18 protein-coding genes are annotated in these 21,381 nt (G+C 62.8%); 12 read left to right on the forward strand and 6 right to left on the reverse strand.

Annotated features, from left to right (window positions below; translation table 11 throughout):
* Positions 1 to 34: 34 nt before the first annotated feature.
* The 3 genes from ACIPY2_RS09640 to ACIPY2_RS09650 are packed head-to-tail and all read left to right on the forward strand — an operon-like array spanning position 35 to position 3,715.
* Positions 35 to 919, forward strand: coding sequence for an FAD binding domain-containing protein (locus ACIPY2_RS09640; protein ID WP_400266142.1), 885 nt, complete (start codon positions 35 to 37; stop codon positions 917 to 919).
* Positions 879 to 1,358: a (2Fe-2S)-binding protein gene (locus ACIPY2_RS09645; protein WP_400266143.1), complete on the forward strand. Its 480-nt coding sequence runs from the start codon at positions 879 to 881 to the stop codon at positions 1,356 to 1,358. The genes ACIPY2_RS09640 and ACIPY2_RS09645 overlap by 41 nt, the downstream gene beginning before the upstream one ends.
* Positions 1,355 to 3,715 carry a xanthine dehydrogenase family protein molybdopterin-binding subunit gene (locus ACIPY2_RS09650; RefSeq protein ID WP_400266144.1) on the forward strand — a complete coding sequence of 787 codons (2,361 nt, stop codon included), beginning with the start codon at positions 1,355 to 1,357 and terminating at the stop codon, positions 3,713 to 3,715. Before ACIPY2_RS09645 ends, ACIPY2_RS09650 begins: the two co-directional genes overlap by 4 nt.
* On the opposite strand, the gene ACIPY2_RS09655 is transcribed toward ACIPY2_RS09650, so the two are convergent.
* Positions 3,648 to 4,382 carry a 4'-phosphopantetheinyl transferase family protein gene (locus ACIPY2_RS09655; protein ID WP_400266229.1) on the reverse strand — a complete coding sequence of 245 codons (735 nt, stop codon included), beginning with the start codon at positions 4,380 to 4,382 and terminating at the stop codon, positions 3,648 to 3,650. The genes ACIPY2_RS09650 and ACIPY2_RS09655 overlap by 68 nt on opposite strands.
* A 148-nt stretch (positions 4,383 to 4,530) precedes the next feature.
* On the opposite strand from ACIPY2_RS09655, the gene ACIPY2_RS09660 reads away from it, so the two are divergent.
* Entirely contained in the window at positions 4,531 to 4,986 is a 456-nt protein-coding gene (locus ACIPY2_RS09660; RefSeq protein ID WP_400266145.1) for an ester cyclase, read from the forward strand.
* A gap of 74 nt (positions 4,987 to 5,060) precedes the next feature.
* Complete coding sequence (locus tag ACIPY2_RS09665; RefSeq protein ID WP_400266146.1) at positions 5,061 to 6,218, forward strand: XdhC family protein; 1,158 nt, start codon at positions 5,061 to 5,063, stop codon at positions 6,216 to 6,218.
* A gap of 89 nt (positions 6,219 to 6,307) precedes the next feature.
* Here ACIPY2_RS09665 and ACIPY2_RS09670 read toward each other — a convergent pair whose 3' ends face one another.
* Together ACIPY2_RS09670 and ACIPY2_RS09675 are read right to left on the reverse strand one after the other, a co-directional pair.
* Positions 6,308 to 6,685, reverse strand: coding sequence for a hypothetical protein (locus ACIPY2_RS09670; RefSeq protein WP_400266147.1), 378 nt, complete (start codon positions 6,683 to 6,685; stop codon positions 6,308 to 6,310).
* A gap of 112 nt (positions 6,686 to 6,797) precedes the next feature.
* Positions 6,798 to 7,178 carry a hypothetical protein gene (locus ACIPY2_RS09675; RefSeq protein ID WP_400266148.1) on the reverse strand — a complete coding sequence of 127 codons (381 nt, stop codon included), beginning with the start codon at positions 7,176 to 7,178 and terminating at the stop codon, positions 6,798 to 6,800.
* A gap of 412 nt (positions 7,179 to 7,590) precedes the next feature.
* Here ACIPY2_RS09675 and ACIPY2_RS09680 point away from each other — a divergent pair, with 412 nt between their 5' ends.
* Positions 7,591 to 8,346 (forward strand): hypothetical protein, encoded by a 756-nt coding sequence (locus ACIPY2_RS09680; RefSeq protein ID WP_400266149.1) that lies wholly within the window; start codon positions 7,591 to 7,593, stop codon positions 8,344 to 8,346.
* Between the two features lie 438 nt (positions 8,347 to 8,784).
* The gene (locus tag ACIPY2_RS09685; protein ID WP_400266150.1) at positions 8,785 to 9,258 is read left to right on the forward strand and encodes a DUF3592 domain-containing protein; all 474 of its coding nucleotides are present in this window, start codon (positions 8,785 to 8,787) and stop codon (positions 9,256 to 9,258) included.
* 752 nt (positions 9,259 to 10,010) lie between these two features.
* Here the strand turns inward: ACIPY2_RS09685 and ACIPY2_RS09690 are convergent.
* Genes ACIPY2_RS09690 through ACIPY2_RS09700 form a run of 3 tightly spaced genes read right to left on the reverse strand, consistent with a single transcriptional unit; the run spans position 10,011 to position 15,069 of the window.
* Positions 10,011 to 12,497, reverse strand: a complete 2,487-nt coding sequence (locus ACIPY2_RS09690) for a DUF3488 and DUF4129 domain-containing transglutaminase family protein (RefSeq protein ID WP_400266151.1) — start codon at positions 12,495 to 12,497, stop codon at positions 10,011 to 10,013.
* The gene (locus tag ACIPY2_RS09695) at positions 12,494 to 13,972 is read right to left on the reverse strand and encodes a DUF58 domain-containing protein (protein ID WP_400266152.1); all 1,479 of its coding nucleotides are present in this window, start codon (positions 13,970 to 13,972) and stop codon (positions 12,494 to 12,496) included. Before ACIPY2_RS09695 ends, ACIPY2_RS09690 begins: the two co-directional genes overlap by 4 nt.
* 11 nt (positions 13,973 to 13,983) lie before the next feature.
* Positions 13,984 to 15,069, reverse strand: a complete 1,086-nt coding sequence (locus ACIPY2_RS09700; protein ID WP_400266153.1) for an AAA family ATPase — start codon at positions 15,067 to 15,069, stop codon at positions 13,984 to 13,986.
* Between the two features lie 187 nt (positions 15,070 to 15,256).
* Between ACIPY2_RS09700 and ACIPY2_RS09705 the strand changes: the two genes are divergently transcribed.
* The 5 genes from ACIPY2_RS09705 to ACIPY2_RS09725 all read left to right on the forward strand — a co-directional run bounded on the left by ACIPY2_RS09705 (position 15,257) and on the right by ACIPY2_RS09725 (position 21,342).
* Positions 15,257 to 16,153 carry a TatD family hydrolase gene (locus ACIPY2_RS09705; protein WP_400266154.1) on the forward strand — a complete coding sequence of 299 codons (897 nt, stop codon included), beginning with the start codon at positions 15,257 to 15,259 and terminating at the stop codon, positions 16,151 to 16,153.
* A 294-nt stretch (positions 16,154 to 16,447) separates the two neighbouring features.
* Positions 16,448 to 17,593, forward strand: a complete 1,146-nt coding sequence (locus ACIPY2_RS09710) for a transglycosylase family protein (protein WP_400266155.1) — start codon at positions 16,448 to 16,450, stop codon at positions 17,591 to 17,593.
* Between the two features lie 26 nt (positions 17,594 to 17,619).
* Positions 17,620 to 18,501: a 16S rRNA (adenine(1518)-N(6)/adenine(1519)-N(6))-dimethyltransferase RsmA gene (rsmA, locus tag ACIPY2_RS09715; RefSeq protein WP_400266156.1), complete on the forward strand. Its 882-nt coding sequence runs from the start codon at positions 17,620 to 17,622 to the stop codon at positions 18,499 to 18,501.
* The gene (locus tag ACIPY2_RS09720; protein WP_400266157.1) at positions 18,498 to 19,481 is read left to right on the forward strand and encodes a 4-(cytidine 5'-diphospho)-2-C-methyl-D-erythritol kinase; all 984 of its coding nucleotides are present in this window, start codon (positions 18,498 to 18,500) and stop codon (positions 19,479 to 19,481) included. Before rsmA ends, ACIPY2_RS09720 begins: the two co-directional genes overlap by 4 nt.
* 31 nt (positions 19,482 to 19,512) lie before the next feature.
* Positions 19,513 to 21,342 carry an ABC-F family ATP-binding cassette domain-containing protein gene (locus tag ACIPY2_RS09725; RefSeq protein WP_400266158.1) on the forward strand — a complete coding sequence of 610 codons (1,830 nt, stop codon included), beginning with the start codon at positions 19,513 to 19,515 and terminating at the stop codon, positions 21,340 to 21,342.
* Positions 21,343 to 21,381 lie beyond the last annotated feature (39 nt).

A 21,381-nucleotide genomic window follows, 5' to 3' on the forward strand; every position in this document is an offset into this window, starting at 1 on the left:
ACCGGCACTTCCTAAACCCGAACGGCGGTACCCTATGAGGCCCGCCCCGTTCTCCGTCATCGATTCGAGAACTGTTACCGATGCGCTCAGCGCCCTTTGTTCAGAGCCTGAACGGACCAAGGTACTGGCTGGCGGCCAAGACCTGCTCGGAGACCTCAACCGCCGAAGGCTGGCCCCTTCCATTCTCGTAGATATAAGGAACATTCCGGCACTTCGCAGAATTCGCTTCTATCACCAGCAGATCTCCATCGGCTCTGCAGTCCGTCAGCACGAGATCCAACGAGCTCAGACGTCGGAAGCGACCGGATCGGTCGTTTCTGTGCTTGGGAAGGTGGCAGCCGCTGCCGGCCCGCGGGCAGTGCGTACGCTCGGCACGATAGGGGGAAATATTGCGTCAAGCCGCCCAGGCACCGTCTGGGCGCCAGCGCTGAGCGCTCTAGGAGCCAGAGTACAGATCGCCGCAGCGACCGGAGAGCTCATGACCTTGCATGTCCCTGATGCGGTCAGGATGGTTCGCTTCCAGGAAGGCCCCGCGATTGCAGTGTCCGCCGAGATCCCGGAAGGACCGGTCCGGCTCGTGGTTGCTCGTGCGCCGCTGCCAACTGAGGCGTACCCGTCGGCAGGTGTCTGCGCGATCGCGGTGCGCGACGGATGCGTCCGCGTGGCAATCTCCGGTCCAGGCGGTGTCGAATCCTTTGAAGCTGAGAGCCTGCAACAGACGTCCCTTCCCAGCTGGACGAAAGACCACGTCCTCTCGCCCAGCGGAAAAAAAGACAATCGGCGGGACTCAGACCTACTTCTGACAGGTCTGTACCGCCGAGCTGTTGCGACGGTCCTCGCACCCCAAGTCCTTACCATCGATCGAACGGTAGTCGTCAATGCTGAAAGCCACGAACAAGACAAACCAGCATCCCGGTGACCGGGAACTGCTGTCCGACGTGCTGCGTGCTTCCCCGAGGCGGACAGGCATCAATTCCGGCTGTTCGATCGGCATCTGCGGCACATGCACGGTCCTCGCCCCAGATGGGCCAATCCGATCCTGCCTCGTCTTAGCCAGAGATGTCGACGCCGAACAGATTCGCACCCTCGAAGACGTCCGCGAAACTGACGCTGGCCGGCTTATCGCCGACTCATTTGCCAAGTGCCACGCACTGCAGTGTGGATACTGCACCCCAGGTTTCATGATGTTGGCCGCCGACATGCTCGAATCAGCAGAAGCTCAATCTCGCTCCTCGCTGGCAGAGCTTGTATCGGGCAACCTCTGCCGTTGCACCGGCTATGAGCCAATCCTCGAGGCATTCACGATCATTGCCACATCGGCGGGGCTTATCACCGTCGGGGACGGAGGGGCGCAATGACGCCTTTGCAGCTGTCTGGCCGGCGGGGACAAACACCAAGCGCTGACGTCCGATCCGTTCGGAGACTTGAGGACGAGAGACTGCTCGCCGGTAACGGCAGGTTCCACGAGAATATACGAATCGACGGGCTGATGTACGTCGCCTTCGTCCGCTCGCCCATAGCCCATGGGCGAATCCTAGAGATTGACGCTACAGCCGCAATCGAACGTGCAAGCGCATTTGCTGTCATCACCTCAGATGACTTGCCTTCCATGACCATCCCCGCCCGACAACCTACCCCAGGCCTGGACTTCACCCGATATCTCCAGCCCCCTCTCGCGACGGGGTGGGTGCGTCACGTCGGAGAGCCGATTGCCGCTGTGGTCGCTTCGGACCCTTACGTCGCAGAGGACGCCGTAAACGCCGTCAGGGTCGAATTCGAGCCTCTGGAACCTCTTCTCGACGCACGAACCTCCAAAGCCAAACCTGTTGTCTCTCTGGGAGGCGCATCAGCAAACGTCGGGACTCTCAACAGCGAATATGGAGACGTCGAAGCGATCTTCACCTCGGCTGACCACATCGTCCAGTGCGAACTCGCAACAGGGCGGCACACCGGCATGCCTTTGGAGAACCGAGGCCTCACCGTACGTTGGAATGAATCCGACTCGCGCATGACAATCTGGGGCATGACCAAGGTCCCCTTCTGGAACCGGAGCGTCATTGCCCAGTTTCTTGCTCTTCGCGACACCCAAGTTCACTGCCCGCCAAGCGACGTCGGGGGAAGCTTCGGGATCCGCGGCGAACTGTACCCCGAGGACCTCGTTGTACCGTGGTTGGCCCGCGAACTGGGTGTCCCCCTGCGGTGGACGGAGGATCGGCGTGAACACCTTCAATCCGCCAATCACGCCAGAGAACAGGTCCACATCGCCCGTGCCGCTTTCGACAATGAGGGTCGCCTGTTGGCGTTGGACGACGAGGCCTGGCTGGACACTGGAGCCTACATCCGCACCCACGGAGCTGTGGTAGCCGCGCTTACAGCGGGGATGTTCGGCGGCCCATACCGGTTGCCTGCCATGCGAAGCCGCGTCCACATCGTCGCTACCAACAAAACAGGGGTTGGGACCTACCGGGCACCGGGAAGGTTTCAGAACAACTACGTCCGAGAGCATCTAATGGACCTTGCCGCCGAACAACTTGGGCTCCAACCTGTAGAGATCCGCATGCGGAACCTGCTCGGGCCCTCTGAACTGCCCGGAGAACGCCCTATGCGCATCTTCGGCGCCCCGATGCTCCTGGACGGCGCGGACCACCTAGGGCACTACAAGAAGGCCCTTGACACAGTAGCCCTTGACGAGTGGTACCAAGCAGCTGACCAAGCCAAGAGGGCGGGGCGGTTCGTCGGTGTCGGGACGGCAACCATTCTGGAGAAGGCAGGACTGGGCTATGAGAACGCCGTGGTCACAATCGACTCCAGCGGAACCATCGAAGTGGCCGTAGGCGCCACCTCCGTTGGTCAAGGCGTCGAAACCGTCATGGCCCAAATTACTTCAGATGTTCTCGGAGTCGACTATGCGAACGTGCGCGTAGTGCTCTCGGACACCGATTCGATGCACGACGGCGGTGGGACCTTTGCAAGCCGTTCCAGTGTCGTTGGGGGAACCGCCGTCTTCGAAGCCGCCCGCGCTGTGAAAATGAAGGCCATCCGCATCGCCTCGCAGATCCTGCACGTCGATCCGGAGTCTGTCGTCTTCGCCGATGGTTTCATCCGAGCCCCCGGCTCTCCGTCTCACGAACTGCCGCTCGCCGCTGTTGCCTCAGCCGCCGCATCCGCCCCGTTCGTCCGGTCCGGAGAGGAATCAGGACTCATCGGCCGGGCAACATTCTCAGCCCCAACAATGACCTACCCATACGGAGCCCATTTCGCCCTGGTCGAAGTCGATCCCTGCACGGCGCAGGTAGACGTCCTCAGATACGCCGTCACATACGAGATCGGGCATGCCCTCCACCCGGCCATGGCACACGGCCAGATCACCGGAGGCGTCGTGCAAGGCATAGGTGGGGCGCTCTTTGAGGACATTCGGTACGACTCAGCCGGGAGAATCCAAGCCGATAATCTCGACCAGTACAGGCTTCCAACATCGTCCGATGTACCGCCCATCGAGTCATACCTCTTCGAGGACGCCCCAGCCCCAGGCAATCCTCTCGGCCTCCGCGGAGTGGGGGAAGCCGGCATCGCCGGAGTTGGAGCTGCCATCGCAAACGCCGTCAAGGACGCCCTTCCCCTCAAAGGACCAGTGCCCCGTCTTCCCCTTACCCAGGACGTGGTGCTCGGTTTGCTTGAGCGGGCAGGGATTGTGTCCATGGGAGCAGCGGAATGAGCTGGGCCAGTCGATCGGGCTGGTCTGCCAGGGCAGCCATATCAGCCAGGCATACCTCGTCAACAAGCACCGCGGCGACGTCGGAGAACAGCGCAGAAGCAAATCCTTCCCAGGGGCACCCCAGAGGCAGCCAGCACGCACCAGGTGCGACATCAAGTCCAACTGCGCGCTGGCTGTCAATTGCAGGGCTCTCTCCGGATACGTCGACAGCAGAAAGCGGAACACCAAGACCCACTCCGTATGCCTTCACCAAGGCCTCCTTCCGACACCACGCCCGGACAAACAGCGCGTGTCGGACGAAGCCACTCGCCGACCGCAGGAGCTCGAATTCCGACTGTGAGCTAACTGCTCGTTCAAGGGCCGCGTCCACATCACCGGCTATACGTTCGAGATCCAGTCCCACCTGCGCGTGCCGCGCCACTGCGACTCCGACGCGCCCATGGGAATGGGTCACAGAGAGGCTCCAACTCGGTGCCGCAACCATCTTCGGAGGCCCATGATTCTCGTCGCAGCCCCGGCAAGGTCGCAGCACCTCGGCATCAGCGAAAGCCGTTCCTGTGATCGTGGCGCAGATGGCCCTGACCAAGAACGCTCCAGTTACGAATTCCGCTCGTGCATCTTTGGAACGGTAGCGGGTTGCCCGTTCCGCTTCGGCCCCGGGCAGCATCAGTTGCAGGACATCCGATTCCTCTGTCCGCGCCCAGAACACCACCACGCGGCCCTCTGGGAGAGCATTCACTGGCCACTCGGCAAAGCATCAATGATTCGAAGAACATCAAACATACTCAAATCATCTACCACCGGAAGGAAATTCCATGATTCAGACCCACACAAGTAAAGACATTCCCGTCAGCAGGAAGGAACGGGCGGCGCTTCTGTTCGAGGAGATCATCACCAACAACCGACTCGAACTCGCGGACGAGATCTTCGCCAGCGAGTTCTATTGGCCCCAATTCGACCTCCACGGTCCCGAAGGAGTCCGCACGTGGGTCCGCGCGTTTCGGACGGCTTTCCCGGACATGCAGGATCACGTCGTCGAGCAGGTGGAGGAAGGCGATACGGTCGTAAGCAGGCTCCGGTGCGTTGGAACTCAGCTCGGCCCTTTCCGGGGCCTGCCACCCAGCGGCCGCACAGCCGATTTCACGGCGATCGGAATAGACCGCTTCGAGGGCAACATGATCGTGGAACGCTCTGCCTGGTTCGACATCGCTGACCTAATGCGCCAGCTCGGCCACAAAGTACTCGAGGTCCCGGTCCTGGATCGGCCATAGCCATAGCGCACGGAACGTATGACATCCCTTGCCATACGTTCCGCAGCGGTCCGCCCACGAAGGGAGACTCCACAGTGCTCGAATTAATCCCCACTCTGTCGCGTTGGGTTGCAGCGAACAAAGGCCGGCCTATTGCCGCCGCCACAGTCATCGCCGCCCGCGGCTCGGTTCCCCGCCCAGTTGGCACGTCGATGTTCGTGAGCGGACAAGGCGACAATCAGCCCCACTCAATCTTGGGCAGTATCTCTGGCGGTTGTGTTGAAGGGGCAGTGGTTGCCAGCGCACTGGAAGTCATCGCAAACGATTCGCCCCGCACGGAATCCTTCGGATATGACTCCGACGACGCGTTCGCAGTCGGGCTCACCTGCGGAGGCGAACTCGACATATACATTCAACCTCTAACTCACTCTGAGATTGCTCAGATATTGCCGGCGCGTGAGGTTCACCTCGCCATAGTCCGACGCCTCGAACCGGCGGCGAAAAGGAGAGCAAAGCCTGTCGTCATCGAGTCTTCCCTTGCATTTGATGAACTAGAAGACGGGCTACGACCGCTATTCCCCGCGGACGTCAGCTTGGCAACACGCGCGGCCACAATAATCCAGCCAATCCTTAAGCGCGGCGGGACAGCCATGGTTACAGTCCCACTGGCGGAACGGCCCGGCGGAAAGAAGAATGGAGCCGACTCGGTTCAGCTGCTCGTCGAGAGCAGACTTCCAGTGCCGCGGCTCATAGTGGTCGGGGCGAACGACTTCGGTGCTGCGCTAATCCCTGCTGCACAACTGCTCGGCTACCACGTGACGCTCGTAGAGGCCCGCCGAGCCTTCGCAGTTCAAGACCGATTCGCCACCGCAGACAAGATTGCCTGCGCATGGCCGCACGAATATTTGCAAGCTGAGGCAGCGGCGAAAAGACTCGACAGCAGTACCGTGCTTTGCGTACTGAGCCACGACCCAAAGTTTGACGTTCCGCTCCTACGCACAGCACTTAAGCTCGACTTGGCATACGTGGGGGCCATGGGATCTCGTCGAAGCCACCAGCAGCGTGTCGCTGCACTCGTCGGAACTACTGATAGTCCATTAGAGCTCGAGCGACTTCACTCCCCAATCGGGCTTGACCTGAGCGCGTCCACCCCCGCCGAGATCGCGATATCCATACTTGCGGAAATCATGACCTCGACCAGACCACTGGCCACAGGGTCATCCCTTAGAGAACTCACAGGACCGATTCATTGACCAGGCTCCGGAGCCACCGTTAAGAGGATCACCTCCAAAAGCCCGACCACTCCCAGTGTGGGGTTAGCCTCTATTGCTGGACACCTGAATTAGCGGTGGTTCCATACTTTCCTGATCGCTTCGAGAACCGTGTCAGGAGAGTCGCTGGATTCTGAGTCATCGAACAAATCGCTCAGGTGTATGGTCCTGAGCGTATTGGGGATCCGTTGGCTGGCCAAGCTTTCGGCGTAGGCGCCTTTGGCCGAGGAGGCCATGTAGATGGTGCTGTGCCTGGGGACGTCATAACGTCCCCAGTGGCCCGGGTCCTCCGCAAGTGGTCTTTTTAGCGGGGCCGTGGCGCCATAGGACACTTTTTGAATGCGGGTGCCGGGTTGGCTCGTGGTTGCGACAAGGGCAATCCCAGTGGTCTTGCAGACCCTCACACCGGCGGCTTCATCGGCAACCTCAAGGTCTGCATCCACCGTCATGCTGGCCCCCCTTTCAGGATCGCTCCGTTGTGAAGGCCAGTTTAGGGCGGCGGGCCGGCGATGGGTAGCAACAAGTGAGGGAAGCCGGTGAATGTCCGGCCTCCCTCAAGACTTAGTCGTCTGTTCCTTCAATGAACGCCTTGGCAGCTGCCGCGACCTCACGCAGTTTGCCCTCCCTGAGCGCTTCGGCCGGAGAGATCTCGTCCAGGCGAGGATTTGCGCCGATGAACCAGTTCCGGGCTGTGTAGTCGTTTTCCGACTGGCTAAGGTCCTTCCAAATCCGGTGAGCAACCATCAGCCGCTGTTTGGACTCGTCCCGAGGCTCGGGTCCGTCGGCCGCTGACCATTTGTGGGGCAGCTTACGGTCGCTGACGTTAGCGAGGAGGGCGACCAGGGTCGGGCCCAGGTGGCTTGTCAACTGCCGGACGGTTTCATGGATATCCACGCGGGTTGTTTCGGCGTGTGTATCAACGCTGCTTGTTATGGATGCCATGCGATATCAGTCCTCACGGGCGCACTGCGGGCCTTTAAGGGTGCACGAAGTCGCTTTGTTCTCCTAGGTGGTTGGTTTGCAGTCGCAGAGTCCATCGCTGGTAACGACGGATCAATTTCGCTTGGCTGGAAGAGTCCCCTGCTTGCTTTTCACGACTTCATGATAATCATGATCCACTCAAATGCAACCCAAAAACCCCTTCATGTGACGCCCTGTTTTGCCGTCCCGAACCAGCCCGTGACCACAAATCAAACACTCCGGAGATATGCAAGCACCCAGCCACCCTAAGCTTCAAAAGCTTAGCTAACTCGGATTTCCCCCGCCATCACTGGGATGTAAGCCCCTCCCGTACACACGTTTTGTCCTATAACCCTCACTTACGTCCGTGGTCAACACAGTTAGGCTGTGACGCGTGACTATCGAAGATGGAAAAGCGAACATGGCCACCCCACCGTCTCTCGTAGTTCCAGGGATGCCAACGGGGTTCGGCACTCTTCTTTCATTCATCAAAGCTCCCCGCGAAGTCACCGCAAAGGCATTCATCGACTGGCAGCAGGACCGGAATTTTAATCCGACCCGAACTGACCTGCCCGGTGGGTTGACCGAACACGCGACAAAGTTGCTCCCGCTGGAGCCGTACCCTGCGCGCAGAGATCTGCTCGTCGGTACGAGCGGCGACGAATGGACTGCCTTCTTCGAGAGCGTCCCTATTGGTGAGAATCCGCCGCACGGCGCAAGCGTGCTCCAAGTCCCGCTCGAGACAGATGCGCTCATGATCTGGGTGAAACCGTTCACCGACGAAAAAATTGACCCACGGGATGAGCCGGGGTTCCTGACGCCAGGCCGCGGAACGCGCGGGCCGGGACGTACGGTGCTGGAATACACACGTCCCGGGCAGCCACTTCCTCGAGTCATCATTCTGGATGAGTGGTACACGGCGTCTTCGCGGTACGCCTTCAGGACAAAAGGACCGGAGCAGCCATGGGAGAACACCGAGCACTACACCAATCGTGTGAAGCGCGACCGTTTCACCCCCGAGATTCTTGAGTCGTACTGCAGGAAGCTCGGAATAGATGTATTCAACCTTGATTTCTATTCGGGGCCCTCAGTGTTCACGGAGCGCAACTTCGCACAAAGCCGGATGCATCCGCCGCAACCGCAATCGTGAAGCGGTTCCGTCTGCCCTGGCAGAAGCGAACACCACTTATGTTCCATGGTGCAAATTCAATCGACCCTGCAGGTACGTTCAACCCACGTCCTGGTCGCCGAGCGCGGCCTAGCTGTGCTGACCGTGAGTGCAGGGACCCAGCGGCACGCTACTTTCTGTTAGTACATTCCCGGCTGCAGAAGGCCTCTATGAGGGTAGAAACGCCGCCGGATGGACCGCCTCTCTGCGACGAACATTCTGTCCGGTTCGTTAGCTTTCACTTAGATGTTGAATCGCTAACGAGTGGAGAACCCCGCATGTAGCCGAGGAAACCAAATCATCAAGTGAACGGCCAGGCCAAAGGTGTATTTCTATGACCTCGGATGCTTCAGCCGGCGCGCATTTCAGCATTCCTAACCCGCCCCTGTCCGGATCACCATTGCTTTCGAGGAGATCGGATTGTTTACCTTTGTCATGTTCACTGCCACATTCGTCGTGGTGCTTCTTGCGACCTTCTTCGGCTGGTTTTTCCAGAGGCGATCCGCCTCACTGAGAAAACTCCAGCGCCGCGGTATGTCAGCAGAAGCAAGAGTCGTTGCCATGAATAGCCACCTATCCGGCACCATGGCTGCTAATTCCAGCAGCCGGATGGAAGCCTTTTTCCCCGTGGTGCGATTCAACACCCAAGAGGGCGTTGTCGAAGCAGAGGTGTTGGTCGGAGCAAAGCCAGCTCCTGCGAAGGTGGGGCAACAGGTGAGGGTTCACTACGATCCGGACAACCCACGCGCTGTTCTCCTGGCACAGGGCGGCATGGCATCTCCCGGGGCCCTGGGGTGCTTTGGCTGGGCGCTGAGCATTGGCCTCGCCGGCATGGCAGTAGTTTGCCTGCTGTTCTGGTTCGTACTGAAAGTACTCCTGAATTTTCCTGGCTGACCGTTAGTGCTTGGTGCAAGCCCCGGACTTGGGTCCGGGGTTAGCCGGGCAGGTGGGTTTCACATGCGGTTTCAGGGCGCACAAGCCCCGCTACGGCTGGCAGCGCCAACCAACTGGCCGCCTAACGGACCAGGAACCACTACATGCGCGGGCGGTCCGCCGCCCCGGCGAACCTAAGCGGTTGGTCACCAGCGACGGACCGCCTACACGCGACACCCCTGCCAGAACCCCTGGCCTGCCGTGCCGCCACGCACACCTCCGCCACAACCAAGTCCCACCCGAGATTCGATAGGCTGGTCACAGATTTCTTTGCAGAGAAACCACGAAGGAGCCGGCACACGCCGGCTCCTTCGTGGTTTAACAGAGTGCCCGGCGTCTGTTGCGTTCTTTCCCCTCGCACCCATAGGCACGGCAAAAGCCCTATCCGCTCAGCTGCTTTTCCCGCACACATGGGCACGACGGGACCCACCTGACCGGCTGGCCAGAGCGCGTGGTTCGTTGGTTCCCCGGCGGTTCCTGGGTGCGTGGCTGGGTTTAGAGCTGCTCGCTGGGCGAGCAATAGGGGCGTCCACTCCGCAAGCTCCGTGGCCGGCTGTTGGGTGCTGCCGGAGCTCCTGCCCGTCATCACCTGTTGTGTCTACGACGTCTTTTTTGGTTGCTGTCGTTCGGATTGTGCGCAGCCGCCGGAAACCTGTCTAAGCCCCTGGGGTCCTCCTCACTTCAAGACCCATGTCACCAACGTCATGCGGGAGCTAGCGTCGTTGGGGGAGGAGGCCCCTGACCGCCCGCCACCACCTCGCGATGCCATACCCTGCATGCCGAAGACCCGCAGCCAGAGCCCGGAAAGGCATCCCCAGCGCGTGGAGCCACCGGCGCATCAACGACGGCGGCAGCCAGATTGCGCGGAAACGGACCCACCAGCCTGAATGGTTCCGCAACGATTCCTGCACGACGGCGATCCTTGCTCCGGCGGCTTTGCCCGCCTCCGAGGGACGTCCGTAGCGTTGCCTTTCGAAATCCGAGGTGAGGGACACGACCGCCGCGTGGGCGGCGTCGTCGAGTCCCCCCGCCTCGCCAAGCAGGGGGCTGGAACGAAGCCGCGCCGAGAAGTGCCTGGGTGTTTCGCTCGGTTTGGACGGTAGCCCGTAATCGGCGGCGAGGTCCAGCAATTCCGCCCACGCGTGGGACGCAGACGGGTCCTGGTAACCGGGCGGCCGTTCGTCCTCGGGTACACGCCTGCGGTTCAAACGGCGGCGCCGGAGGACGGTGCGGCTGATCCGCGGTGACGCAAGGAAAACAGCCGCGAGGAGCGCCGCGCCCGTTGCGCCGAGGATGACAGGCATGGGATCGGATTGCACCGGACCGGCTGCGGGGATGGCAGCGTCGGGCGACGGCACTGCTGTTGGTACCGGAGTGGGAGCTGCGGTGGGGACGTCCTTCTCGTCAGCGTTCGTACTGAGGTTGCCTGGCACCGAGGACTCAGAGGCATAATCCGGGACCACGCCGCGTGACGGTGTGGGTTCGAAGGGAACCCAGCCGAGGCCTTCGAAGTACAGTTCGGGCCAGGCATGCGCGTCGCGGGCATCCACTTCGAACTCGGGGAAGGAACCTTGGCCGACCAACGCCACCGACTCGCCCGTGAGCCGCCCGGGGGCGTACCCCACTGCAATGCGGCTGGGAATTCCCTCTGCCCGGGCCATGACAGCCATGGCGGAGGAGAAATGGACGCAGTACCCGGCTTTGACCGAAAGGAAGTCGGCCAGCACGGACAGGCCGTTTCCGTCATAGCCGTTCTGTACGGGAGCCTGCAGCGAGTACGTGAATTCGCCCGAACGCAGGTACTTCTGGATTGCCAGTGCCTTGGCGTAGTTGTTGCCGGCCGACGCAGTCACCTTGTCCGCTGTTTCCCGAACAATGCCCGGCAGATTGCCGGGGATCCGGAGGAAGTCGTCCGAGATCGAACGGGGAGCCGCGTTCGCCTGGGAGAGCGCCTGCGCCGTGATCTTCGGTGCTGCTGAAAATACCACGTACCGTTGGGCCAGGGTGCTGGTCTCCGTACTCATGATGCTCAGGGTGTTGGGGTCCCACGTCCAGCGTCCGTTGAGGCCGTTCACGGAGACGGGCGCAAAAGGTGCCGGAAGGTAGGGGCTGGTGAACAGGCCGGCGTTGATGGACGTTACCGCGTTGACGATCTCGCCCTGGACTGAGTATCCGGTCTCAATCTTGTCCGCCCCGGCCCGCCGGGTAGCGGGGCGGTCGTCCGGCGCCCAGGTTTCGCCGTCGAAGTGGTCAATGGTGACCGAGCGCAGGTAGAGAGGTGCGCTGGAACTGGTGGCGTAGGTGATGCGGCCGGACCCCGTGGGACTGCGGAGGCTGTTCCCCAAGGTGATCATGGGATTCAGTCCGTTGGAGCTTCCCCAAGGGCTCAGGCGCGAGCCCTGCGGGAATGTCCCCGACTCGAAGCCCGGAATGGCCAGCGGAACAACGAGCGCCAGGCCCAGGGCCAGGGCGCCTGTGACGAGGGAGCGCCTGAACTGCCCCGCACTCCGGGGAGCACCGGATTGAAGCCTCGAATCCGGCGCGAACCATTGGCTGCAGCCCAGGATCAGCAGGAACCCGACGGTTGCGCCGATGAAGCCGGCAACGCCCACGCTCTGCGGCTTGATGGTGGCAGGAACAACCATGATGGCCAACAGCCCGATACCACTGGCGGCGGGCATGGAAAGTGGAACGGCCAACGCATCAATGAGGACCACCAACAAGCCCAGGCAGGCGCAGGTGACGAAGACGATTCCGGCGTTGGGAGCTACAGGGGCGCTCTCTGAAACAACGGTTTCGCCGGCCCGTTTGATAAGCCGTCCCACCGCACCGAATGTTCCCGGCGTCGGGATGAATCCCAGGAAACTGTCGGGGCGGCAGAAAGTGAAGCTGAGGATTCCAGCCAGGGCCGCCAAGGAGCCAAGGGATGCAAAGCCGGCCGGCACCCGAAGGGACCGTAGGACAGCCAGGGCCAAAGCCACCGCAACCACGGTGGTGATCAGCGGCAGCAGCCAGGCCCAGCCCCGGAAGACCCCGTTCAAGGATAGGGCCGCGCCAAGGACCCCTATGGAGATGGCACCTGCCATGGCCCACGGGTAGAGGCCAGGTCCGGGTTTCCTCGAGTTTGAAGGACGGCCCTTGGCCGGTGCGCCGGCCCTGTTGCCGCGCGGTTCCGCGCTTGGCCGGGAGGTGACGGTCATCGCGGGACCGCCGCTCCCCGGCGGACATCCATGGCCGCCCCGGCGGCTGCGACGATGCCGCCCTCATCGAACGCCGACCAAGCGGCGGGAAGCTGCGTCCGTGACGTCACAGCGAAGGCACGCCACCCACCCTGGCCCAGGATCTCCACGACCTCGTCATTGTTGCGGGCAGGATCGGTGACCAAAAGCGCGAACGCGTTGGCCCCGTATGCTGCCGCCGGAGCGAGGGCCCGGGCCTCGGCAACCGACAAAGAACCAAGCAGCGCGAGGAGGGGGCCGCGCAGGCGGTGCGCAGCAAGCTTGTCCATGAGCCGGTCGTCAAAGGGTGCATCGCCTTCCGCTGCGGTGCCGTCGGCCACCGGGATGGTGCGCTTGCCGCTGCCGGGATGGGGCTCAAGCGCCTGAAGCGACCTGTCATCGCCGCGTGCATGCTCGGTGCGGTGGTGCCGCGGACCGCTCAACTCAATCGCAGCGAGACCCTCGGCGATTGAGTGAAGACCGCCCGCCCCGTCAAATTCTTCAGCCGACGGATCCGGCGCGGAGCGCGAATGGCCGAACGCAGGGTGGCCAAAGGCATCAAGGACGCGGAGGGAATAGTTCCGCTCCGATAGATGCGCACTGATGGACATAGCCGCGCTCACCACCCACTCAAAGTTGGGCGTGGTGACCAGGTCCGAGTCCTCGTCATGGCTGCCGAAAACCGTGCCGGTTCCCGTGGCGAACGCCGTGAACCGCTGGTCCATGACGATGGTTGCCTCCGGCGTGGTCACGGACTCCTCCTGCCGCACCATGAGCTGCCCATGCCGCGCCGTTGCGGGCCAATGGACCCGGCGCATCGGATCTCCGTGCCGGTACTCGCGGGTCATGATGTCGTCATCGCTGGGGTTGGCTCGGATCCGGGTGGCGGTCACGCCGTCGTTGCCCCTCGCCCCGGCAAGGCCCGTAGCGGGAAGTTCGACGGCGGCAGGCGTCACGGTGAGGAGGTCGCCGTCGTCGATTGAGTGGCGGCGCAAGGACAGGCCGAACGGGTCGCTGAACTCCGCGGTGACCGGGCCGATCCTGAACTGACCGCGCTTGCCCGAACGCAAGTGGTACTCGTAGCGGCTGGTGCCCCCGGAAGCCGAACGCGCCGGGAAGCGGAAAGCCGGAGGTTCACCGAATCGCGGCGGCAACTGCTCCTCCATGATCACGTTCCCCGTTGCGTACGACGTCCGTGCAACGGCCAGCCGCACGGTTGTGGCGGTGGAAGTCTCCACAGTGGAGGGATTGAACTCTCGGTAGACCTGGAACTTGGGTTTAAGGATCCGCACGCCGGCGAGGGCAACCAGCGGAAGAAGGATCAGGAAGACCGCCAACGTCAGCAGGTCGCGCCGGCCCATCACCTGGGCACACGCGAGTGAAACCACTCCGGCGGCGAGTAGACCCCAACCACGGTTGGTGAACAAATGCTTGGGAAGCCGATCCCTGAGTGCCATGCGCCCTGCTCCTATGCGCTTTGCTTGTCTCCGCGCCACGCGCCCGGCGGTTCCTGGGCAACCGGAAGCGAGGAGAGGATTCCGCGAAGCACTGTTTGGGCGGTATCGCCCGCGCTCGCAGCCTTCCGGTCGAGGATGATCCGGTGGGCCAGGACGGACTCGGCCACGTCCACTACATCATCGGGCAGCACGAAATCCCGGCCATCGAGGGCTGAGGTCGCCTTGGCCGCGCGCAGCAGCTGCAAGAGGGACCGTGGGCTGGCGCCAAGCCGCAGCTTGGCGCTTTCGCGTGTGGCACGGCCGATCGCCACCGTGTACTCCTTGATGGCCTTGGAGACGTACACCTGCTGGACCGTTGCGATCATTGCGGCGACGTCGTTGGCCGTGACCACGGGAGTGACCTTGTCCAGCGGGGACACAGCCTGGTGCGTCTCCAACATCTGGATCTCCGCGTCCCTGTCCGGGTATCCCATGGAAATTCGTGCCATGAAGCGGTCCCGCTGGGCCTCCGGCAGGGGATAGGTGCCTTCCATCTCGATGGGGTTCTGGGTTGCCACCACCATGAAGGGGAGGGACAGCTGGTAGGAGTTGCCGTCAACGGTGACCTGGTGCTCTTCCATGCACTCGAGGAGCGCCGACTGGGTCTTGGCGGAGGCCCTGTTGATTTCGTCGCCAATGACGATGTTTGCGAACACTGCGCCGGGCCGGAATTCGAACTGCCTGGACGACTGGTTGTAGATCGAAACACCTGTGACGTCCGAGGGCAGGAGGTCCGGGGTGAACTGGATGCGCGAGACCGTGCAGTCCACGGTGCGGGCCAGGGTCTTGGCGAGCATGGTTTTGCCCACGCCCGGAACGTCCTCAAGCAGCAGGTGTCCTTGGGCGAGGAGGACCGTCAGGGCCAACTTCGCCGCATCGGCCTTTCCGTCGATGACCTTGCTGATGGTGTCCAGGATGCGCTCGCTGGCGTCGTGGAAGTGCTCCTGGTCCATGACGTGCGGCTTGTGCCCGTTGAGTACGGCGTCCCGGGGCGCGGCGCTGTAAGCCTCCCCTTGGAAAGCAGCAGGTTCAACGGTGACGTGTCGCTTGGACTCCATGGATTGCCCTTCAGCCGTGGCCTCCGCACCGGCGCAAAGTGCCGGCGTTGGCCGCCTTGTCCGTTCAAGCCTACCCAGACATTGGGTGTCCCTGACATAGTGCCCGGGCGAATTTATGTACCATCTGGAATTTATGTGCCCGCCCCCGGGGCGCGGGGAGGACCGCGGTCCGGATTAGGGTGGAAGCATGTGCAATTCCCTTGCCCCTGCCCCCTACCGCTCTTCAACGGAACCTGCCGACGCCACGGCTTCCCGCAAGGAGTATCCACCGGCGCCCGAACCCCTGCCGGTACCGGTCATGGACAACCACACGCACCTGGACTTCCGGCAGGGCCTGATTGAGGTTGGCGTAGCGGATGCGATGGACTCGGCTGCGGCGGTGGGCGTCCAGGGCGCCGTGCAGGTTGGTTGCGACCTGGAGTCCTCGCGCTTCACAGTACAGGCCGTGGAAGCCGACTCCCGTCTGCTGGGCGCCGTGGCCATCCACCCCAACGACGCACCCGTCTACGCCGGGCGGGGTGAGTTGGAGGCCGCACTTACGGAGATCGAGGAACTGGCACGGCATCCCCGCGTGCGCGCCATTGGTGAGACCGGCCTGGACTTTTTCAGGACACACGGTGAGGGACTGGCGCACCAGCGCTACTCGTTCCGCCGGCACATCGACATCGCCAAGCGATTGGGACTGACCCTGCAGATCCATGACCGCGATGCGCACGACGACGTGGTGCAGGTGCTACAGGAGGAAGGCGCACCGGAAACCGTGGTTTTCCACTGCTTCTCCGGCGGTGAAGAACTGGCCCGGATCTGCAACCGGAACGGCTGGTATATGTCCTTCGCCGGGACCATGACTTTCAAGAACGCAGAAAATCTGCGGGACGCGCTGGCCATCGCCGAGCCTGACAGGATCCTGGTGGAGACCGATTCGCCGTTCCTGACACCGCACCCTTACAGGGGGCGCCCCAACGCAAGCTACATGGTCCCGTACACGGTCCGTTCCATGGCCGATGTGACAGGAGATGACCTGTCAGAGCTTTGTTCGCGGCTGGCGGAAAACACCCTCTCGGCCTACGGATCATGGGGCTGATCGGCTCCGGGCCAAGGCCCTCGGCGTTGTGGCGCTGAATACCCGGTATGCACATTTCTTGGCCCGTTTATAACAGATCGGTTACTGTGTACAAGAAATAGCCGGGGTCGGGGAAGGCCTCCGGACAACTGGTTCGGCATGCTCCGGACCACCCAGTTGAATGTTTTGGCGGCGCAGATGCCCTGCTGCAGACGATGGGACCAGGATCTCTCCCTGGCCCTTCCCTTTGCGGCCGGGCCTGTTTTGTTCTGTGCTTATCCCCGTGCCCGGATGGTCTGAGAGTTATGGGCAAACGTGATCAAGTTCTTCACAACGGATGGCAAGTTCAGCTTCGTTAAAGTTGGCGCGCAGGTGCTGGTTCTTGTGGCCCTGGTGGCCGGCGTGGTTGCTTTCGTGGGCAACAACAAGACAGTCACGCTCAATGTGGACGGCAAAGTGAGCTCCATCCAGACCTTCGGCGGTACCGTTGATCAAGTGGTCAAGGCGGCCAAGGTGGAGTTGAAGAACGATGACCGCGTAACGCCGGCGCTGGACTCGCGCGTGGAAAACGGTTCGGTGGTCAACATCAACCTGGCCAAAGCGGTGTCCATCGAACTGGATGGCGCACGCAGGACGGTCAACACCAACGCGCCCGACGTCGCAGGCCTCGTCAGTGAGCTCGGCGTTGCCAGCTCCTCCGAAATTTCCCAGCCGAAGGATGCCTCCCTCGAGGTCCAGGGTTCCTTCGTCTCCATCTCGACGCCGAAGACCATCAGCCTGGTGGCCGACGGCAAGGACACGAGCACCACCACCACCGCATCCGATGTGGCCGAAGTCCTCAAGGACGCCGGAATTACTGTGGGCGCCAGCGACCGTGTTTCCCAGCCCAGCAACGCCCCGATCATCCAGGACATGGTGATCAAGGTCTCCCGCGTGGACACCAGCAAGACTGCCGACGCCACTGAGGATGTCCCCTTCGAGAGCGTGCGCACCGACAGCGACGACCTCTACAAGGGCGAAGAGAAGGTAACCCAGAAGGGCGTGGCTGGTTCCGTGGTCAAGACTTTCAAGTTGGTCCTGGTGGACGGCCGCGAAGCCTCCCGGACCCTGGTCTCCAGCAATGTCACAACCCAGCCGGTCACTGAAAAGATTGCCGTTGGCACCAAAGCCCGTCCCGCAGCCACCCCGGCCAAGGCTATCTCCAGCGGACCTACCGGCGCACCGAACGAAGCCATGTGGGACCGGATCGCGCAGTGCGAGTCCGGCGGAAACTGGGCCATCAACAGCGGCAACGGGTACTACGGCGGCCTGCAGTTCTCCGCACCTACCTGGCTCGCCAACGGTGGCGGCGCATATGCACCGACCGCCAACCTGGCCTCCAAGGCCCAGCAGATCGAGATCGCCAACCGGCTCTACGCCAAGAACGGCCTCCGTGACTGGGGCTGCGCCGGCGCTGCCTGATCCTGCGCAGGCGATACGATACCTAGGTGACTGAACCGAATTCCGAACCCGCCGCCGTCGCGCCCTTGCTGGGTGCAACAGACATCCGACGGTTAGCCGAGGAAATCGGTGTCCGCCCCACCAAGACCTTGGGGCAGAACTTCGTGATCGATGGCAACACCATCCGCCGGATTGTTTCCGCGGCAAATATCGACCCCACGGAAACCGTGCTTGAGGTGGGTCCCGGACTGGGATCGCTCACGTTGGGGCTTCTGGACGCGGCGCGGGAGGTTGTCGCCGTCGAGATCGATCCGGTGCTGGCCAAAAAGCTTCCGGAAACCGTCCACTCCTGGCGGCCGCAGCGCGAAGGGAACTTCCATCTGGTTCTATCCGACGCCATGAAGGTTACTGAACTTCCGGCGGAACCCACCGCGCTTGTAGCGAACCTGCCGTACAACGTGGCCGTACCTGTGGTCCTGCATCTCCTCCAGCACTTCCCGAGCCTGCGCCACGGCTTGGTGATGGTCCAGGACGAAGTTGCCGACCGCCTCGCGGCCGCGCCAGGGTCCAAAATCTACGGCGTGCCCTCGGTCAAGGCCGCTTGGTACGGGCAGATGCGAAAGGCCGGCGTGATCGGCATGAACGTATTCTGGCCTGCCCCCAAGATCCATTCGGGCCTGGTGGAGTTCACCCGCCACGAGCCGCCTGCCACCCATGTGACAAGGGACCAAGTCTTCGCTGTCATTGACGCCGCCTTCGCGCAGCGTCGCAAAACGCTCAGGGCGGCCCTGGCCGGTTGGGCCGGCGGTGCGGCCGAGGCCGAGCGCTGCCTGGTTGCCGCCGGTGTCGACCCCACCGCCCGGGGCGAAGTCCTGGACATCACGGCTTACGTCCGGATTGCCGAAGCCCGCCACCCGGCAGGCGCATGAGTGCCGGTACCCGCGGCTTGCCCCTCGGGGGAGGTCGCTTCCACGCACGGACCGTCCGGGTCAAGGCGCCGGGCAAGGTGAACGTTTCGCTGAACGTCGGACCCTTACGGCCGGATGGTTATCACTCGGTGGCCAGTGTCTACCTGGCGGTGTCACTGTACGAGGAAGTCGCCGCTACCAGCACCGAGGCCCCGGGAATCACCGTCAGCATCGGCCCGGACAGCACCCTGGACCTGGACGGCGTCGAGATCCCGCTGGACGAGCGGAACCTTGCCTATAAAGCTGCGGCGATCATGGCGGAGATGTCCGAAAAGCCCACCGGCGTCCACCTGGAGATCACCAAGCGCGTCCCGGTGGCCGGGGGAATGGGCGGCGGATCTGCGGATGCGGCGGCAACACTGCTGGCCTGCGATGCGCTCTGGGACAGCGGGCTATCGCGGGAGGAGCTGGCGCACGTCGCGGCTGAACTCGGTGCCGACGTGCCCTTCTCGCTCCTGGGCGGCACGGCGGTGGGGCTCGGTGTGGGGGACAAGCTTTCGCCCGCCCTGGCCAAGGCGCAGATGGACTGGGTCTTGGTTTTCGCGGACTACGGACTTTCCACGCCGGAGGTCTTCCGGACCCTGGACGGTCTTCGCGACTCCGAAGGTGCCGAGATCGCCGAGCCCGTGGACGTGGACCCGACCATCCTGCAGGCCCTCCGGAACGGCGATCCGGAAACGCTCAGCAGGGTGCTGATCAACGACCTCCAACGGGCCTCGATCGCCCTGGCACCGCAACTGCGGGACACCATCGGCTTGGGGGAGGCCCGGGGTGCCCTCGCGGGGATGGTTTCCGGTTCGGGCCCCACCATCGCCCTCCTTGCCCGGGACAACATCTCCGCCGGCGTCCTCGCCGAAGAGCTGACCCATCGCGGCCACACGGCACTTGCGGTGCACGGCCCGGTTCCGGGCGCGCGGATCATCTCCGATACGCTCCTTTAGTACGCACACCAGCTGTAGAAAGTAGTACCAATTGGCCCACCTGCTCGGCGGCGAAAACCTGACCGTTTCCTACGCGACCCGCACTGTCCTGGACGGCGTCACCCTCGGACTGGAGGACGGCGACCGCATCGGCATGGTGGGCCGCAACGGTGACGGCAAGTCCACGCTCATGCGGTTGCTCGCCCTGCGCTCAACGCCGGATTCGGGCCGCGTCACCAAGCGCGGCGACGTCAACGTGGGATACCTGGACCAGGGCGACGTGCTCGACGGCGACCTGACAGTCGGTGCTGCGATCGTAGGCGACCGCGCGGATTACGAATGGGCGGCCAACCCCAAGATCCGCGAAATCATGGGCGGCCTGGTGAGCGACGTCGACTGGAACGCCAACGTCCACTCGCTGTCAGGCGGCCAGAAGCGGCGCGTGGCCCTGGCCAAGCTCCTTATCGAGGACCACGACGTCATCATGCTGGACGAGCCCACCAACCACCTCGACGTGGAGGGCGTGGCATGGCTTGCCCGGCACCTGAAGTCCCGCTGGCGCGCCAACCAGGGTGCGTTCCTGGTGGTTACCCACGACCGTTGGTTCCTCGACGAAGTCTGTAACTACACCTGGGAAGTCCACGACGCCATGGTGGACATGTTCGACGGCGGTTACGCCGCCTACGTCCTGGCGCGCGCGGAGCGTGACCGCATGGCCGCCGTCGTCGAAAACAAGCGCCAGCAACTCGTCAAGAAGGAACTCGCGTGGCTGCGGCGTGGCGCCCCTGCCCGCACCTCCAAGCCGAAGTTCCGGATCGAAGCGGCCAACGAACTGATCTCCGATGTTCCTGAACCGCGTGACTCCGTTGCCCTCAACAAGATGGCCACGGCGCGTCTCGGCAAGGACGTCCTGGACCTGGAAAACGTCTCGCTCGACTTTGAAGGCGGCGAGGCCGGACAGAAACTTTTCAACAACATCACCCTGCGCCTGGCGCCGGGCGAACGGCTTGGACTGGTGGGTGTCAACGGTGCCGGCAAATCCACACTGCTAAAGCTGCTCAACGGGGACATTCAGCCAACCGCGGGCAAGCTCAAGCGCGGCAAGACCGTGGTGACCGCGGTGCTGACCCAGGACGTCAAGGAACTGGACGAAGTCTCGGACCTGCGCGTGATCGAAGTCATCGAACGTGAGAAGCGCTCCTTCAACGTTGGCGGCCGGGAATTCACTGCCGGGCAGCTCGTGGAGCAACTCGGGTTTACAAAGGAAAAGCAGTGGACGCCGGTTCCGGACCTTTCCGGCGGTGAACGACGCCGGCTCCAGCTGCTTCGCTTGTTGGTGGGGGAGCCCAACGTCCTGATGCTCGATGAGCCCACCAACGACCTCGATACCGACACCCTTGCTGCCGTGGAAGACGTTTTGGATGGCTGGCCGGGAACGCTCGTTGTGGTCAGCCACGACCGATACCTCCTGGAACGCGTCACCGATCACCAGATGGCATTGTTGGGCGACGGCAAACTCCGTGGACTTCCCGGAGGTGTGGACCAATACCTCGAACTGCGTGAGGCAGCCCTGGCAGCCGGCACCCTCGGCGGTTCAACTGCACCCACCGCCGCCGACTCGGGTTCCCCGGCGTCCACTGATGCATCGGGGCCGACTGAGGCCGAGAAGCGCGAAGCCCGGAAGGACCTGAACCGGATCGATCGCCAGCTCGGCAAACTCGCCCAGCAGGAGGAGAAGCTGCACACCCAGATGGCCGCAAAGTCCGAATCAGGTGACTTTGATGCCCTGGGTGAGCTCAACGCGAAGCTGCAGGAGCTGCTGGAGGAGAAGGAAGGCCTGGAGCTCGAGTGGTTGGAAGCCGCCGAGATCCTGGGCGAGTAACCGCCGCCTCGCTTCCTCTCTCACGTCCCGCTGCCTTTT

Source organism: Paenarthrobacter sp. NPDC089675 (assembly GCF_044749185.1).
In the GTDB taxonomy this organism is placed as follows: domain Bacteria; phylum Actinomycetota; class Actinomycetes; order Actinomycetales; family Micrococcaceae; genus Arthrobacter.

Bases quoted from the DNA above. Each gene is read 5' to 3' on its own strand.
- ACIPY2_RS09670 (WP_400266147.1), bottom strand. From the start codon at position 6,685: ATGACGGTGGATGCAGACCTTGAGGTTGCCGATGAAGCCGCCGGTGTG.
- ACIPY2_RS09660 (WP_400266145.1), top strand. From the start codon at position 4,531: ATGATTCAGACCCACACAAGTAAAGACATTCCCGTCAGCAGGAAGGAA.
- ACIPY2_RS09650 (WP_400266144.1), top strand. From the start codon at position 1,355: ATGACGCCTTTGCAGCTGTCTGGCCGGCGGGGACAAACACCAAGCGCT.
- ACIPY2_RS09700 (WP_400266153.1), bottom strand. From the start codon at position 15,069: ATGGAGTCCAAGCGACACGTCACCGTTGAACCTGCTGCTTTCCAAGGG.
- ACIPY2_RS09690 (WP_400266151.1), bottom strand. From the start codon at position 12,497: ATGACCGTCACCTCCCGGCCAAGCGCGGAACCGCGCGGCAACAGGGCC.
- ACIPY2_RS09695 (WP_400266152.1), bottom strand. From the start codon at position 13,972: ATGGCACTCAGGGATCGGCTTCCCAAGCATTTGTTCACCAACCGTGGT.
- ACIPY2_RS09705 (WP_400266154.1), top strand. From the start codon at position 15,257: ATGTGCAATTCCCTTGCCCCTGCCCCCTACCGCTCTTCAACGGAACCT.
- ACIPY2_RS09640 (WP_400266142.1), top strand. From the start codon at position 35: ATGAGGCCCGCCCCGTTCTCCGTCATCGATTCGAGAACTGTTACCGAT.
- ACIPY2_RS09655 (WP_400266229.1), bottom strand. From the start codon at position 4,382: ATGCTGCCCGGGGCCGAAGCGGAACGGGCAACCCGCTACCGTTCCAAA.
- ACIPY2_RS09645 (WP_400266143.1), top strand. From the start codon at position 879: ATGCTGAAAGCCACGAACAAGACAAACCAGCATCCCGGTGACCGGGAA.
- ACIPY2_RS09720 (WP_400266157.1), top strand. From the start codon at position 18,498: ATGAGTGCCGGTACCCGCGGCTTGCCCCTCGGGGGAGGTCGCTTCCAC.
- ACIPY2_RS09675 (WP_400266148.1), bottom strand. From the start codon at position 7,178: ATGGCATCCATAACAAGCAGCGTTGATACACACGCCGAAACAACCCGC.